This is a genomic window from Georhizobium profundi (assembly GCF_003952725.1).
In the GTDB taxonomy this organism is placed as follows: Bacteria; Pseudomonadota; Alphaproteobacteria; order Rhizobiales; family Rhizobiaceae; genus Georhizobium; species Georhizobium profundi.
In genome coordinates this window covers 2,840,972-2,855,107 of the sequence record NZ_CP032509.1, presented here as the reverse complement: position 1 = coordinate 2,855,107, position 14,136 = coordinate 2,840,972, and the positions used below count along the sequence as shown (strand labels likewise).

The 14,136-nt window shown below is 63.3% G+C and carries 12 protein-coding genes; 11 read left to right on the top strand and 1 reads right to left on the bottom strand.

Features of this window, described 5'->3' with window-relative positions; all coding sequences use genetic code 11:
- Window positions 1–38: 38 nt before the first annotated feature.
- The 11 genes from D5400_RS13670 (at window position 39) to D5400_RS13620 (ending at window position 13,119) form a co-directional block, all read left to right on the top strand.
- Complete coding sequence (locus D5400_RS13670; protein ID WP_126010521.1) at window positions 39–3,872, top strand: SPOR domain-containing protein; 3,834 nt, start codon at window positions 39–41, stop codon at window positions 3,870–3,872.
- A gap of 102 nt (window positions 3,873–3,974) precedes the next feature.
- The gene (nagZ, locus tag D5400_RS13665) at window positions 3,975–4,994 is read left to right on the top strand and encodes a beta-N-acetylhexosaminidase (protein WP_126010520.1); all 1,020 of its coding nucleotides are present in this window, start codon (window positions 3,975–3,977) and stop codon (window positions 4,992–4,994) included.
- Window positions 4,995–5,007: 13 nt separating this feature from the next.
- Window positions 5,008–5,844 carry a segregation and condensation protein A gene (locus D5400_RS13660; protein ID WP_126010519.1) on the top strand — a complete coding sequence of 279 codons (837 nt, stop codon included), beginning with the start codon at window positions 5,008–5,010 and terminating at the stop codon, window positions 5,842–5,844.
- Window positions 5,837–6,544 (top strand): SMC-Scp complex subunit ScpB, encoded by a 708-nt coding sequence (gene scpB, locus D5400_RS13655; RefSeq protein ID WP_126010518.1) that lies wholly within the window; start codon window positions 5,837–5,839, stop codon window positions 6,542–6,544. Before D5400_RS13660 ends, scpB begins: the two co-directional genes overlap by 8 nt.
- A 168-nt stretch (window positions 6,545–6,712) precedes the next feature.
- Window positions 6,713–6,925: a twin-arginine translocase TatA/TatE family subunit gene (locus D5400_RS13650; protein ID WP_126010517.1), complete on the top strand. Its 213-nt coding sequence runs from the start codon at window positions 6,713–6,715 to the stop codon at window positions 6,923–6,925.
- 47 nt (window positions 6,926–6,972) lie between these two features.
- Window positions 6,973–7,773, top strand: coding sequence for a Sec-independent protein translocase protein TatB (gene tatB, locus D5400_RS13645; protein ID WP_126010516.1), 801 nt, complete (start codon window positions 6,973–6,975; stop codon window positions 7,771–7,773).
- Window positions 7,770–8,594 carry a twin-arginine translocase subunit TatC gene (gene tatC, locus D5400_RS13640; RefSeq protein ID WP_126010515.1) on the top strand — a complete coding sequence of 275 codons (825 nt, stop codon included), beginning with the start codon at window positions 7,770–7,772 and terminating at the stop codon, window positions 8,592–8,594. The genes tatB and tatC overlap by 4 nt, the downstream gene beginning before the upstream one ends.
- A gap of 121 nt (window positions 8,595–8,715) precedes the next feature.
- On the top strand, window positions 8,716–9,999 hold the full coding sequence (serS, locus tag D5400_RS13635; RefSeq protein WP_126010514.1) for a serine--tRNA ligase: 1,284 nt from the start codon (window positions 8,716–8,718) through the stop codon (window positions 9,997–9,999).
- Window positions 10,000–10,029: 30 nt separating this feature from the next.
- Window positions 10,030–10,800: a 5'/3'-nucleotidase SurE gene (surE, locus tag D5400_RS13630; protein ID WP_126010513.1), complete on the top strand. Its 771-nt coding sequence runs from the start codon at window positions 10,030–10,032 to the stop codon at window positions 10,798–10,800.
- Between the two features lie 9 nt (window positions 10,801–10,809).
- Entirely contained in the window at window positions 10,810–11,472 is a 663-nt protein-coding gene (locus tag D5400_RS13625; RefSeq protein ID WP_245451297.1) for a protein-L-isoaspartate(D-aspartate) O-methyltransferase, read from the top strand.
- A gap of 141 nt (window positions 11,473–11,613) precedes the next feature.
- Window positions 11,614–13,119 carry a LysM peptidoglycan-binding domain-containing M23 family metallopeptidase gene (locus tag D5400_RS13620; RefSeq protein ID WP_126010512.1) on the top strand — a complete coding sequence of 502 codons (1,506 nt, stop codon included), beginning with the start codon at window positions 11,614–11,616 and terminating at the stop codon, window positions 13,117–13,119.
- Window positions 13,120–13,179: 60 nt separating this feature from the next.
- Here the strand turns inward: D5400_RS13620 and D5400_RS13615 are convergent, their stop codons facing one another.
- Window positions 13,180–14,067 (bottom strand): ATP-binding protein, encoded by an 888-nt coding sequence (locus D5400_RS13615; RefSeq protein WP_126010511.1) that lies wholly within the window; start codon window positions 14,065–14,067, stop codon window positions 13,180–13,182.
- Between the last annotated feature and the right edge of the window lie 69 nt (window positions 14,068–14,136).

The window sequence follows — 14,136 nt, the reverse complement described above, 5'->3', positions numbered from 1 at the left end:
TGGCATCCGAAACTGGTTTTGCGGGCGAGTGAGTGGTTATGGCTGACAATCAAAGGACGCGTTACACGGGTAGAGACGCGCCGTTCCTGTCGGATGGCGATCCTCTCGCGGAGCTCGCACGTATTGCGGGCTTCGACCAGCCCGAGGAGCAAGTGGTCGAACAGCACTCGACTTCGGCCGAGGACGCCGATGCATCCGCATTCGACCTCGAAGCCGAACTCATGCGCTCGATCGGCCTCGAAGACGCACCTGAGATCACGCCGGAGACGGTCGAGGATCAGCATTCAGAAAGCCACGAGCCTGTCGAGCTGAGCGAAGAGGAAATTCCAGCCTTCCTCAAAGCGCGCCCGGCGCCGGTCGAATCGGATGCGCCGCCTGCTACTGAAAATACTCCGCCGGTCCTCGTCGAAGAGCCAGTCATGGCCTCGGCCGCCGACGAAGCATTGCCGGACCAGACCGAGCTTGCTGATGAATTGCTGATGGCCGAACCTTTCGTACCGGAAGTCGATCCTCAGTCTGCCGCCAACGCTGAACTTGCTATCGATCAGCGCCTGGAAGCCTTTGGCGAAAGCGCGCCTGCCGGCGAGACCGATGATGCTGTCGCGGCAGAGGCAGAACTCGAGGCGGGCCCGTCCGCGCCAATCGAGCTTGTGGAAGAAGCAACCGTTGAGGCGGAGTTTGGTGGGGTCGAGGAGTTCGATGCCACTGAGGAGGCGCAACTCAGCGACGAAATCCTGCGTTCGTTCGACGAGGACCTCGAAACGGCTTCGTTCGATGAGCCGGCCGTCGAGGCTTGGGAGCCGGCCACGGCGTCAAGCCCGCTACCGGCGCTGGCCGCCTACGCTCAACCGGCCGACACCAGTGCTCTGACTGATTTTTCAGCTCTCGACACTTCGGATGAAGATGCCGTTTGGCGCGAGATGGTGCAATACGCGCTTCCCGGTAACGAAGCGCAGGCCGTCGCAGCCGCTCCTGCGGTGATGGCGGCCGAGCAAGTTGAAACTGCGCCTGTTGAGCCTGAGTATCAGGATGCCGGGATCGTGGCCGAAGAAGCCCCGTTCGAGCCTGTAGCGGCGGAGCCGATCGCGGTCGCCGCGGTTCCCGCTCCCCTTATCGACGACGGTCATTGGGACATCGCAGACGAGCTTGAGGCCGCATTTGCCGACTACGGCTCGCCAAAGGCCGCGCCGGCCGCTGAAGTAACGGTCCCTGAGGCCGAGATTGAACCTCGGGCCTCGACGGTTGAGTACTCGGAAGACCTGTCGCATCCCATCGAAGAGGACCTTGCCGAGGCATTTGAAGCTCTTCCGCTCCAGGCCGAAGAGAAAAGCACTGGGCCCTATGTTGAGCCCGTTGCCCTGGAAGCGGAGGCCTTCGAGCCAGTTGTTGGCGCCGAAGATGCTTATCACGAAAGCTCCGACGAGCCTGCCGTAGCTTTCGCGCCGGAGCCTCAGCCAGAGCCAGAGCCAGAAATCGAGCTCGATTTCTCGGCACTTGAGAATTTCGAGTTCGACGAACCCGAGGACCTGTCCCGGGAGGAGCCGGTGTACGAACCGGCTTTCGAGGCGCTGTCCTTCACGCCCGAAGCACCTGAAGCTCCGCAACCGGATCCATTTATAGAAGAACTCACGATCACAGATCTGGAACTCGATGAGCCGGCGCCGGGTGAGAGCGCTGCGGACCACGCATTCGTGGATATCGAGCCGGTGTCATCTGCGGATCCGTCGTCGGTCAGCGACGGACAGGACATCAATTTCGATTTCTCGGATTTCGAATTCGAACTGCAGGATGTCGGGCCAGCCGATCCCGTGCCGGCGGAACACGCTGCTGCACCCGAGCCATTGACCGAGGCACCGGTTGCCGAGGACACTACCTGGCAGGATCAGCCGTCTGAACCGATCATCCAGCCTGCACCGATTGCCGCCGCGGCAGCAGCGGTCGCCGCTGCGCCGACCTTGGCATCGCTTCTAGGTCGGCGGGCGAGCGACCCTGCGCCAGCCCGCGCCGAACCTGTGCGGAACGATGATTCCCGCGTGGAATCGCAGCGGAGCGAGCCAGCCCGTCCCGAGCCCACCCGCATCGAGCCGGCCCGCACCGAGCCGGCACGTCAGGAAGCATTGTCGTTCGAAGCGGCCATTGCCTCGCGGTCAAAACCCGTCCGACAGGAACCGGCCGCGCCGGCGGTGCTGCCTTTCGAATTTCATGATGTTGCCGACACAAGTGACGTGATCGAGCCTGTTCGTGAAATCGAAGTGCCCGACCTGCCGGAAGACGAAGAGGTTCCCCGCGCAGACACGAGCGACGATTTCGATCTGTCGGGTCTGGAAGCGGAATTCGCTGACATTTTGGCACGCAACGAACCGAGCGACACTGCCGAACCGTCGACAGCACAAAACAATGCCGCGTCGGCTGTCGTCATTCCGCTGGCAGCCGCAAGACCCGAAGCTGCGCGGCCGCTGCCTGACCAGATCGATTTCACCGATTTCGATTTCGGCCAGGCCACTCGCCCATCCAGTTCTGCTCCCGACCATGACAACGAACGGGATGTCGACGATATTTCGTTCGCCGATCTGGAGCGCGGCGAGATCGCCCAAAGCGCGGTTGCTCCAGGAGCCGCTGCTCGGCGTCCTGCGTGGAAAACGGGTGCTGCGGCGCTCGCCATTATCGCGGCTGCAGGTCTTGCCGCCTACGCCTTCATGGGCAGCTCCGGCGGCGGCAGCGGCGAGCCTCGCATCATCGCGGCGAGCGAAGAGCCGATCAAAGTCGCTCCCGAAGATCCGGGCGGCCGCACCGTTCCGAACCAGGATCAGGCCGTTTATGGGCAGGTCGATGGCAGCAGCGCCAATGGCGACGACATCAATCTGATTTCCCGTGCCGAAGAACCCGTCGACGTGGTTCAGCGCACGGTTGATCCCAATGTCCTGCCGCTCGAGGGTCGCCCGTTCTCCGGCGGAGCGCCCGAAGACGACATGGACGTGATGGATGAGGATGTGGCGGGCCTCAGCGAAGGCAATCTCGCCATGCGCGGCGCCGTCAGCGATGAAGATCCGCTGGGTGTCGCACCCCGCATGGTTCGCACATCCGTTGTCCGTGCCGATGGAACGCTCGTTCCCGCCGCGCCGGTCGATCTTTCGGCGGCAGCCGATGTGCCGGTCGTTGGTGAGGATGCGCAACTCCCTGGCGACGAGGCTGCGGGAATTGCCTCGATCAGTGACCAGGCGGCTCTGGACGCTACGCAGCTGATTGCAGCCGCCGACGCGGGCGCAGGTCTTACCGATGGAACGGCTCAGGTGCCGGCTGATCAGGCTGCTGCGGCGTCACCAGCGCCGGGTGTCCCGCTGCCGCAACCTCGCCCCGACGCTGCTTCCGCGCCCGCTGTAGCCAGCGAGCGGCTCCAGGCAGAAGTGCCGCCGGCTTCTGCGGAATCGGTGGCGCCCGTGAGAACGGTTCAGACGACGACCTTCAGCAATCCGGCTCAGCCGACGCCTGGCGACCGGCCGGCCGACCAGCCGGTGACGATCGTCGGCCAGACATCGCCAGCTGCCGTGCAAGCGCCGCAGCCGGCGGCACCTGCCGAGCAGCCTGTGCAAACGGCTGCCGTCACGCAGTCCGGCGCGCTCGACAATCCAGGCGGCTATGTCGTGCAGATCGCCTCGCAGCCGACGCAGGAATCGGCACAGTCGACCTATAACAGCCTGGCCTCGCGCTATGGCTCGATCATCGGCGGACGGCAGGTTCAGATCCAGGCCGCCGAAATCCCTGATCGCGGAACGTTCTACCGTGTTCGCGTCGCAGGCGGTTCACGCGAAGAGGCTGTGGCACTGTGCGAGCGGTACCAGGCGGCTGGTGGCAGCTGCTTCGTCGCCCGCTGAGGCGAAGTTCTGACCACGAGGCTTTGGGGGCGGAGCGTCTAAAGATGTTGATGGCCGGGTGGCGTGCTACCCGGTCTCTGCCTCGGTCGCTATCATGGCGAAATGACCGAATCAAAAGCGATGATCTTGGGCCTCAAAGGTCCTGAAATTCTTCCGGAAGAGCGCAGCTTCTTCGAAGCAGAGCGCCCCTGGGGCTTCATTCTTTTCTCCCGAAACATCGTTGATGCCGACCAGCTTCGTGCGTTGACTGCCGACCTTAGGTCGTTCGCAGGCGACCGGCCCCTGCCGATTTTCATCGATCAGGAAGGCGGACGGGTTCAGCGTTTGCGGCAGCCATTCGCGCCCAACTATCCACCGGGCGCCCGCCTGGGCGACATCTATCGCCAGGACCGCCAGAGCGGCCTCCGCGCTGCCTGGCTACTGTCACGCATCCACGCCTTCGACCTCAACCGTTTCGGGATCAATGCCGATTGCCTTCCGGTTCTCGACATTCCCGTTCCCGGCAGCCACGACGTGATTGGTGATCGTGCCTATGGCACCGATCCGGTCACGGTCGCGGAGATGGGCGAGGCGGCAATGCAGGGTCTTCTCGCGGGTGGCGTTCTGCCGGTCATCAAGCACATCCCCGGCCATGGCCGGTCACGGGGAGATTCGCACCTCGAACTGCCGGTGGTGGATGAATCCCTCGAAGAACTGGAAGCAACGGATTTCAAGCCGTTCGCCGCACTGAACAGGGCGCCGATGGCGATGACCGCGCATGTCGTCTACCGGGCGATCGATCCTGATCATCCGGCGACGACGTCCAAAAAGGTCATCGCCGACATCATCCGCGGCCAGATGGGCTTCGACGGGTTATTGATGTCGGACGATGTGTCCATGAAGGCGCTGGCCGGCTCTTTTGCTGACCGGACACGGGCGATCTTTGCTGCCGGTTGCGATGTGGCCCTGCACTGCAATGGCGACATGGACGAGATGGCCGCCGTTGCGGCTGAGACGCCCCTCCTTGAAGGCCGTCCGCTCGAACGTGCCAAAGCCGCGCTTGAAGGCTTGTCATACAGGGACGATGCGGACGAGCGCGCCATTCGCGACGAATTCGAAGGACTGACCCAAGCCGTGGCTTGAGAGGGCTGTTCAGATGCTGCCGAAGCCTGTCGAAAGCGCAAGCCAGACAACCGTCAGCCCGGCGGAGTCGACGCCCTGGGATGCGCCCGAGCGCCGACCCGAAGAAGCTCTGCATATCGACGTGGATGGTTTCGAAGGCCCGCTCGATCTGCTGCTGCATCTCGCGCGGCACCAGCGTGTCGATCTGTCACGGATCTCGATCCTTGCGCTTGCCGAGCAATATCTGGATTTCATCGACCAGGCGCGAAAGGTTCGGCTCGAACTCGCGGCCGATTACCTCGTCATGGCGGCCTGGCTTGCCTTCTTGAAATCGCGCCTGCTTTTGCCAAAGCCCGCCAAGGACGATGGGCCAAGCGGCGAGGAACTGACAGCTCAGCTGGCCTTCCGACTGAAGCGGCTCGAAGCCATGCGCGAGGCTGCAGCCCGCCTCGTCAACCGCAACCGGCTTGGCCGCGACGTCTTCGCGCGTGGGGCGCCGGAGGAGATCGAGGCCGAGCGCGGCTCGAAGTTTCAGGCCTCGCTCTATGATCTCCTGATCGCCTATGCCTCTCAGCGCCAGCGGCTCGCCGTCACAACGGTGACGATCGCCTCGCGGGCGGTGTGGTCGCTTGCCGATGCCCGCGCGATCCTCACCCGCATGGTTGGCACGATTGAGGAGTGGACGGCGCTCGACCAGTTCCTCGTGCGCTACCTGTCGCGGCCCGAGGAGCGCGCCAGTGCCATGGCCAGCGCTTTCGCGGCATCGCTGGAACTGGTGCGGGAAGGGCACCTGGACATCCGCCAGGCCGAGCCCTTCGCCCCTATCTACCTGCGCCGGGGCCCCAAGGCGGGTGCACAACCCAATGGCTGATATCGTTCCTCTGAAGCCTGGTCAGAACGGCACGTCGTCCGGGCTCGACGCCGAAATCGATGAAGCTGCGCGCATCGCGGAAGCGCTGATTTTTGCTTCGGCCGAACCGGTCGACGAAGCGCTGATCGTCCGCAAGCTGCCACAGGGCATCAACGTGCGCGTCGTCATGGATCGGCTCATGCACCACTATGCCGACCGCGGCGTGAACCTGGTCAGGGTCGGCGATGCCTGGGCGTTTCGCACTGCCGCCGATCTTGCCTTCCTGATCCGGGACGAGAAGACCGAGATACGCAAATTGTCGCGGGCAGGTCTCGAAGTGCTCGCCATCATCGCCTATCACCAGCCGGTAACAAGGGCCGAAATCGAAGAAATCCGAGGTGTGGCGACGTCGAAAGGCACGCTGGACGTGTTGCTGGAATCCGGCTGGGTCCGCATGCGCGGCCGGCGCCGGTCGCCGGGCCGCCCTGTGACCTATGGAACCACGAACGGCTTCCTCGACCATTTCGGCCTGGCCGAGCTCGGGGATCTGCCGGGAGTGGAAGAATTGAAGGGCGCCGGTCTCCTTTCCGGGCGCGTTCCGGCCAATTTCAGCTTCCCCATGCCGGGTGAGGGCGAGGAACTCGCCGAGGACGAAGATCCGATCACACAGATGGACCTCGAAGAGCTCGGCCTGCTTGCGCCACGCGGCGAAGAGAATTGAATTCACCGCGGAATAGATCGAGCGGCCAGCCGTTTATCAGCTTGAAGACTGATGCCCAATCGATTGCACGTGCGCAATGATTGGGCTAACCACTGGCAGGATTGAATTTGAAAGGGGCTGCCTCGTATCCCACATGAGGGAAGCGGGCGTGCCGCATGGGAGAATGTGATGGGTAGCTTTAGCATCTGGCACTGGCTGATCGTTCTGGTCGTCGTTCTGCTTCTTTTCGGCCGTGGCAAGATCCCCGAGCTGATGGGCGACGTCGCAAAAGGCATCAAGAGTTTCAAGCGGGGCATGAGCGACGACGAGACTGCGGCAACGCCGGACAGCTCCAAGACGGTCGAGCACCAGGCTGAAGAGCGCAAGGATCGGGTGAGCTAAGTCGGTCCGACCGTCTTTAGAGCTCAGCGCGAGGAGCGTTCACTTCCATGTTGGACTTAGGTTGGGGAGAAATCCTCGTCATCGCGATCGTGCTGATCCTCGTCGTCGGCCCGAAGGACTTGCCGCGCGTGTTGCGGACATTCGGGCGGACGATGACGAAGCTCAGATCCATGGCCGGCGAATTCCGCAGCCAATTCGACGAGGCTCTGAAGGAAGCGGAGCTCGATGACGTTCGAAAGACTGTCAACGACGCTCGTAGTCTCAATCCCGCCCGCGAATTGCGCGATGCGCTGAACCCGCTGAAGCAGGCGGGTGACGACCTTCGCTCCGACATCAACAAAGCGATGCGCGACAAGCCGACCGTCGCGCAGAAGGACCCGTCGGCTCCGGCACCTGGTTCGGACGCCGCAAATCCCGCGCCTGCATCTACGCCGCCAGCCGTTGTAGCTGCGTCGTCGTCTTCCGCGGCCTCCGGCGCTGCAGCGTCGACTTCATCCACTTCGGCCTCATCTGCAGCCGCTGTTGCAAAGCCGGACGCAGTTGCCAAGCCAGTAGCGGCCGCCAAGCAAGTTGCTCCAGCCAAGTCGACCACATCCGCCAAGCCGGCTGCGTCCGCCAGCGCCGCGCCGAAAAGCACGGCAGGTATCGCCAAGCCTGAAGCCGTGAGTGCGACAACGGTTGGTGCGCCGCCGAGCAGTGTGCGCAAGCCAGCTGCAACAAAAACCCCAAGAGCGAAGCCGGCGTCGTCGGCCGGTGCCGTCAATCCGAAGCCGAACCAGGCGTCTGCCGATAAGCCTGCTGCCGCGCCAAGAGCCCGTCAGGCAGCAAAAAAGACAGGTGAAGCGTGAGCGCGGACATTGAGGACAAGCCCCAGCCACTGATCGAGCATCTCATCGAGCTTCGTTCGAGGCTGATGTGGGCTGTCGGCGCCTTCTTCCTCGCCTTCCTCGTCTGCTTTTTCTTTGCTCAGCCGCTGTTCAACATCCTCGTCTATCCATTCCAGTGGGCCGTCATCTGGGCCGGGCTGGACGGCCGCGAGGTCGAGCTGATCTACACGGCGCCGCAGGAATTCTTCTTCACGCAGATCAAGATCGGCATGTTCGGCGGCCTGGTGCTCGCCTTTCCGGTGATCGCGGCGCAGATCTACAAATTCGTGGCTCCAGGCCTCTACAAGAACGAGAAGCAGGCATTTCTGCCGTTCCTTGTGGCTTCACCGATCCTGTTCCTGCTCGGTGGCGCGCTCGTTTATTTCTTCTTCACTCCCATGGTCATGTGGTTCTTCCTGGCCATGGAGCAGACCGGCGCAGGCGGCGAGGTCGCGATCCAGTTGCTCCCGCGCGTCTCGGAATATCTCGGTCTGGTCATGACCTTGATCTTCGCGTTCGGCCTGGTGTTCCAGCTGCCGGTCGTCACGACGCTGATGGTCAAGTCCGGCTTGATCACCGTTCAGTCGTTGATCGACAAACGCAAATTCGCGATCGTGATCGCCTTCGTGGCCGCCGCCATCCTGACCCCGCCGGATCCGGTCAGCCAGATCGGTCTCGCGCTGCCCACGATCCTTCTTTACGAGATCTCCATCTGGATCGGTCGTCGCATCGAACGCCAGCGCAAGGAAGATGAGGCGAAAGCCGAGGCCGCAGAGCAAGCAACGGTGCCGGTCAAGGACTGATCGTCCGAGCGGGAGTGCGTGTCGCGAGGGGCGGGGCTTCCGCTTGCCTCTCAAATCGCGTAGAGCGCGCACACGGTCATTGAACCCAATTCCACGCAGCTCGAAGACTTCTGGACGTGCCATGCTCGACATCAAATGGATCCGTGACAATCCCGGCCTCATGGACCAGGCGCTGAAGAAGCGTGGTGCCGAGCCCATCGCCGAGCGCCTGATCGCACTGGATGAGGCGCGCCGCGCGGAGATTGGCCGGCTTCAGGACATGCAGTCGCGCCGCAACGCCGCCTCGAAAGAGATCGGCACTGCCATGGCGGCCGGTGACAAAGAACGCGCCGAAGCCCTGAAGGCCGAGGTTGCTGGCCTTAGGCAGGCGATGCAGGACAGCGAAGAGGCTGCGCGTCGCAATGACGAGGACCTGTCGGCAGCGCTCAGCGTGCTGCCGAACATCCCGGCAGACGACGTGCCCGAGGGCGCCGACGAAGGCGACAACGTCGAAATCCGCACCCATGGTAACAAGTCAACCTGGACCCATCCGGCCAAGGAGCACTTCGAGATCGGCGAAGCGCTCGGCGGCATGGATTTCGAGGGTGCTTCAAAGATCTCCGGCGCACGTTTCACGGTCCTTAAGGGCGATCTCGCCCGGCTGGAACGCGCGCTTGGTCAGTTCATGCTGGACCTGCACACGACCAAACATGGCTATCAGGAAGTCTCGCCGCCCTTGCTGGTGCGTGACCCGGCCCTGTTCGGCACAGGTCAGCTGCCGAAGTTCGAAGAAGATCTCTTCAAGACAGGCGACGGCCGCTATCTGATCCCGACCGCCGAAGTGCCTCTGACGAACTTGGTGCGCGATGAGATCGTGGACATGGCCAATTTGCCGCTGCGCTTCACGGCACTGACGCCGAGCTTCCGCTCCGAAGCGGGTTCTGCCGGCCGCGACACGCGCGGAATGCTGCGTCAGCATCAGTTCATGAAATGCGAGCTCGTCTCCATCACCGATGCGGAGAGTTCGGTGGCGGAGCATGAGCGGATGACAGCCTGTGCTGAGGAGGTCCTGAAACGCCTCGGCCTGCATTACCGCGTCGTGACGCTCTGCACCGGCGACATGGGCTTCAGCGCCCGCAAGACCTACGACATCGAAGTCTGGCTGCCTGGCCAGAACGCCTATCGCGAAATTTCATCCTGCTCCGTCTGCGGCGACTTTCAGGCGCGGCGGATGAACGCTCGTTACCGCGTTGCCGGCGAGAAGACGATGCGCTTCGTGCACACGCTGAACGGGTCGGGCATAGCGGTCGGGCGCGCACTCATCGCCGTGTTGGAGAACTATTTGAACGCGGATGGGTCCGTCACCGTCCCCGAGGCTTTGGTTCCTTACATGGGTAGCAAGACGCGGATCGAGGCAGTTCGCTAAGACGGACGGACAAACGAGGGAGCGAGGCGCTTGCGCATTCTTCTGACCAATGACGACGGCATCCATGCCGAAGGCCTGAAGGTGCTGGAGCGCATCGCGGCAACGCTATCCGATGACGTGTGGGTCGTCGCGCCGGAAACCGATCAGAGCGGTCTTGCTCATTCGCTGACCCTGTCGGAGCCCTTGCGCTTGCGCAAAGAGGGCGACCGGCGTTTCGCGCTGCGCGGCACGCCAACCGATTGCGTCATCATGGGCGTGCGCGAAGTGATGGACAATCCGCCTGATCTCGTTCTGTCCGGCGTCAATGCTGGCCAGAACATCGCCGAAGACGTGTCCTATTCCGGCACCGTTGCCGGTGCGATCGAAGGCACGCTGCTCGGCATCAGGTCGATCGCACTCAGCCAGGCGTTTCTGTCCCATCGGGAACGCCGCATCGACTGGGAGACGGTCGGTCGTCACGCACCGGCGCTGTTGAAGCGTCTCATCGGCCTGGACATCCCGCGCGACACCTTCCTCAACGTCAACTTCCCGCCTTGCGGCCCGGAAGATGTCGCCGGCGTCAAAGTCGCGTCCCAGGCGCGCCGCCTGCATGGCCTGTCGATGGAAAAGCGCGCGGACGGCCGCGGCTTTCCCTATTACTGGCTGCGGTTCTCACGCGATGCTGCCGAAGACATTGCACCCGGCACCGATGTCGAGGCGATGACCGAGAACCGCATCTCGGTAACGCCGCTTAAACTGGATATGACCGATTATAAATTTCAGGCGCACCTGGCAGAGGTGCTGCAAGACGCAGCAGAGTGATCGTCGTCCTTGATTGACAGCCGAAATCCTCTTGGAGAGATCGAAGGCTTTGCGAGCCTGCTCCTGCGTTTGCGGCGGGAAGGCATCGCGGACGCGACCCTGCTTGCCGCCTTGGAAGAGACGCCCCGCTCGCAATTCGTGCCCCCGATCCATGCGGATCTGGCGTACTCGTCGCGGATGATTCCGATCGAGTGCGGCACCTTCATGGAAGGCGCGGACCTGATGGCGCGTCTTCTTTACCAGCTCGATCTGAAGGCGGGGCAGCGGGTGCTGGAAGTCGGCACCGGCTCCGGTTTCGCCGCAGCCGTCATGGCGCGCATCGTCGACCGAGTGGTCAGCGTCGAGCGCTACCGTACGCTGCATGCCATTGCGCAGCAGCGGCTGGAGCATTTCGGCCTGCGCAATGTCGCGCTCAAGCTCGCCGATGGCCGGCAGGGTGTCGCCGGCGAGGGGACATTCGATCGCATCTTCGTCGCGGGCGCCTTCGAGCAGATGCCGCGAAGCTTCGTCGATCATCTTGCACCGGAAGGGCAGATGCTGACGGGCATCATCAAGGAGAACGGCAGGGTCGTCCTGTCGCGATTGACGCGCATCGGCAACCGCTTCGAACGCACCGATGGGCCTGAGCTGCCCTATCTGCCGCTGGTCCCCGGCGTCGCAGCGCGCATCTAATAGCGGAAATCACGAAATCGATCGGCTTTTCTGCGGGTTATTCGCATCTTGTGCGGGACAATGCGTGGCGCATTAACCGGCGGGTAACATTAACAGGGCTTAATGACGGTCATGCGTATCTGCGTCGTCTTGGGGCTCTACATGCGAAAGACTGGTCCATCTAAATCCGCCAAATCCGCCGGCGTCATCGGCGCGGCACTGCTGGCCGTTCTTCTCGCCGGCTGCAGTTCTGAATCCCTGAGGCTCGGCGGTCTCGACAATTTCACCACCGCCACGGTGCCGACCCCGCAGGAAAACGTTGGCCAGGGTGGCATGGGGCAGGGCATGGCGGCGCCTCAGCAGGCAGCGGCTTCCCAGCCTTACCCCGGCGATCAAAGCTATTCTTCCGGCCAGTATGCGCTCGCTCCGACCGGTGGCGTGCAGCGTTCGCAGTTGGCGCCGACGTCGGCCGCCCCCATGACGCCGGACACGATGACGACGGCAACGACCCCGGTGGCCACGGCGCCGGTCATTCCTCCGGCAACGGCGAGCGCCAACCGGCCCCGTGGCTGGTCGACCGAAGGTGCGCCGCGCGTCACCGTGCAGCCGAATGAAACACTCTTCAGCATCTCGCAGCGCTACAGCGTGCCCGTCGAGCAGATCATGCAGGCAAACGGCATCAGCGACGCATCCCAGATCAGAAGCGGTCAGCAGATCGTCATACCGGGCTATAGCCGCGGCGGCACCGTCGCTTCGGCAGCACCTGCCCAGCCGGCGCCTGCCCAGCTTGCGGCTCCCGCAGGACAGCAGATGGCAGCCGCTTCGTCGGCAGTGGACCCGCGTCTTGCCGAACGGTCGCTCAACGAGCAGGCCGCGCAGCTGACAGCGCCTGCTGCCTCGGCTCCTTCGGCGGGTGGTTCGACCTACACCGTCAAGGCAGGCGATACGCTGAGCCGCATTTCGCGTGAGACCGGTGTTTCCGTTGCGGCTCTTCGCCAGGCGAACAACATTTCGGGCGACAACATCCGTCTTGGCCAGACGCTGAATTTGGGTGGTGCAGCCGCTCCGCAGCCGGCAACGACGGCTGTCGCACAGGCCCCCGCTCAGCAGCCGCGGGTCGACCCGCAGCAGACTGCCGCCGTCACCACTGCTGCCGCCGCACCCGCCGCCCAGCCGCAGCAGCCTGCGGCGCCGCAGCAGAGCTACACGCCCCCGGCAGCCAGCGAGCCAGCTGCACGCATCGACGACGCCGTCGGCAACGATGTCGCCGCGATCGCTCCGGAAGCAACGGGCATCGGCAAGCTTCGCTGGCCGGTACGCGGTCAGGTCGTAACGGCGTTCGGTGCTCAGGATGGCAGCGTGCGCAATGACGGCATCGACATTTCGGTGCCGGAAGGCTCCGAGATCAAGGCAGCCGAGAACGGCGTCGTCATTTATGCAGGCTCCGGCCTCAAGGAATACGGCAACACCGTTCTGGTGCGTCACGACAACGGCTTGGTAACGGTCTACGGCCATGCAAGCGAGCTGAAAGTCAATCGAGGCGACAATGTCACGCGCGGTCAGGTCATCGCGGCATCGGGCATGACGGGCACGGCAACACAGCCGAAAGTCCATTTCGAGGTGCGCGAAAACGCCACGCCGGTGGACCCGACCCGCTTCCTCGACTGACAGTCGATCACAAGTTTCAAAAATCGCGGCGCCCATGTGGCGCCGCTTTCGTTTGCGCCGTCAGGCGCGCCGGGCTGTGAGCGCCTTACCGCTTCGGCCGGCGAGATCCTGAATGTACTGCCAGGCGACGCGGCCGGACCGATCGCCCCGCGTCGTCGCCCATTCAAGCGATTCTCGCCTGAGCGTGTCCGCATCGGCATCGAGGCCGTAATGGCTGGCATAGGACGTCACCATGGCAAGGTAGTCGTCCTGGCTGCATTTGTGAAAGCCGAGCCAGAGCCCGAACCTGTCCGACAGAGAGACTTTTTCCTCAACTGCCTCGGAGGGATTAATCGCCGTCGAGCGCTCGTTCTCCATCATGTCGCGCGGCAGCAGGTGGCGGCGGTTGGACGTCGCGTAAAACAACACGTTCTCCGGACGCCCCTCGATCCCGCCATCGAGCGCGGCCTTGAGCGATTTGTAGTCCGTATCGTCGTGATCGAAGGACAGATCGTCGCAAAATAGGAGGACCCGGTAGGCGGTCTCCAGGCGCAGAACAGCCATCAGACGCGGTAGAAGAGCGATGTCTTCGCGGTGAATTTCCACGAGCTTCAGCGGCGGCCGTGCTGGATCGGCGCTTGCCGTCAGCGTCGCATGCGTCGCCTTGATCAGGGAAGATTTGCCCATGCCGCGCGCGCCCCAGAGCAGCACGTTGTTGGCCGGGAGGCCATCGGCAAACCGTTGCGTGTTTTCAACGAAGATGTCGCGGACGCGATCGACGCCTTTGATGAGGCTGAGGTCGATACGGTTCGGCTGAGGCACAGGCTTCAGCGTTCCAGTCTCACCTTCGAAGAGGAAGCACTGCGCCGCGGCGAGGTCCGGTTTTGGCCACTGACGACCGCCTCGCTCGACGGCCAGGCGCAGCAGGCGCACCTCCTCGATCAACTCGCTCAACACTGCCTTCGTCATCCGCCTCTACCCAGCCTCCACCAACGTTGAGGGCGCGGTTAGCATGTCATGCCACCGGGCGAAAGACGA

Coding starts and splice junctions, on each gene's coding strand:
- tatB (WP_126010516.1), top strand. CDS start 6,973: ATGTTGGACTTAGGTTGGGGAGAAATCCTCGTCATCGCGATCGTGCTG.
- scpB (WP_126010518.1), top strand. CDS start 5,837: ATGGCTGATATCGTTCCTCTGAAGCCTGGTCAGAACGGCACGTCGTCC.
- D5400_RS13620 (WP_126010512.1), top strand. CDS start 11,614: ATGCGAAAGACTGGTCCATCTAAATCCGCCAAATCCGCCGGCGTCATC.
- D5400_RS13670 (WP_126010521.1), top strand. CDS start 39: ATGGCTGACAATCAAAGGACGCGTTACACGGGTAGAGACGCGCCGTTC.
- D5400_RS13650 (WP_126010517.1), top strand. CDS start 6,713: ATGGGTAGCTTTAGCATCTGGCACTGGCTGATCGTTCTGGTCGTCGTT.
- nagZ (WP_126010520.1), top strand. CDS start 3,975: ATGACCGAATCAAAAGCGATGATCTTGGGCCTCAAAGGTCCTGAAATT.
- serS (WP_126010514.1), top strand. CDS start 8,716: ATGCTCGACATCAAATGGATCCGTGACAATCCCGGCCTCATGGACCAG.
- D5400_RS13615 (WP_126010511.1), bottom strand. CDS start 14,067: ATGACGAAGGCAGTGTTGAGCGAGTTGATCGAGGAGGTGCGCCTGCTG.
- D5400_RS13660 (WP_126010519.1), top strand. CDS start 5,008: ATGCTGCCGAAGCCTGTCGAAAGCGCAAGCCAGACAACCGTCAGCCCG.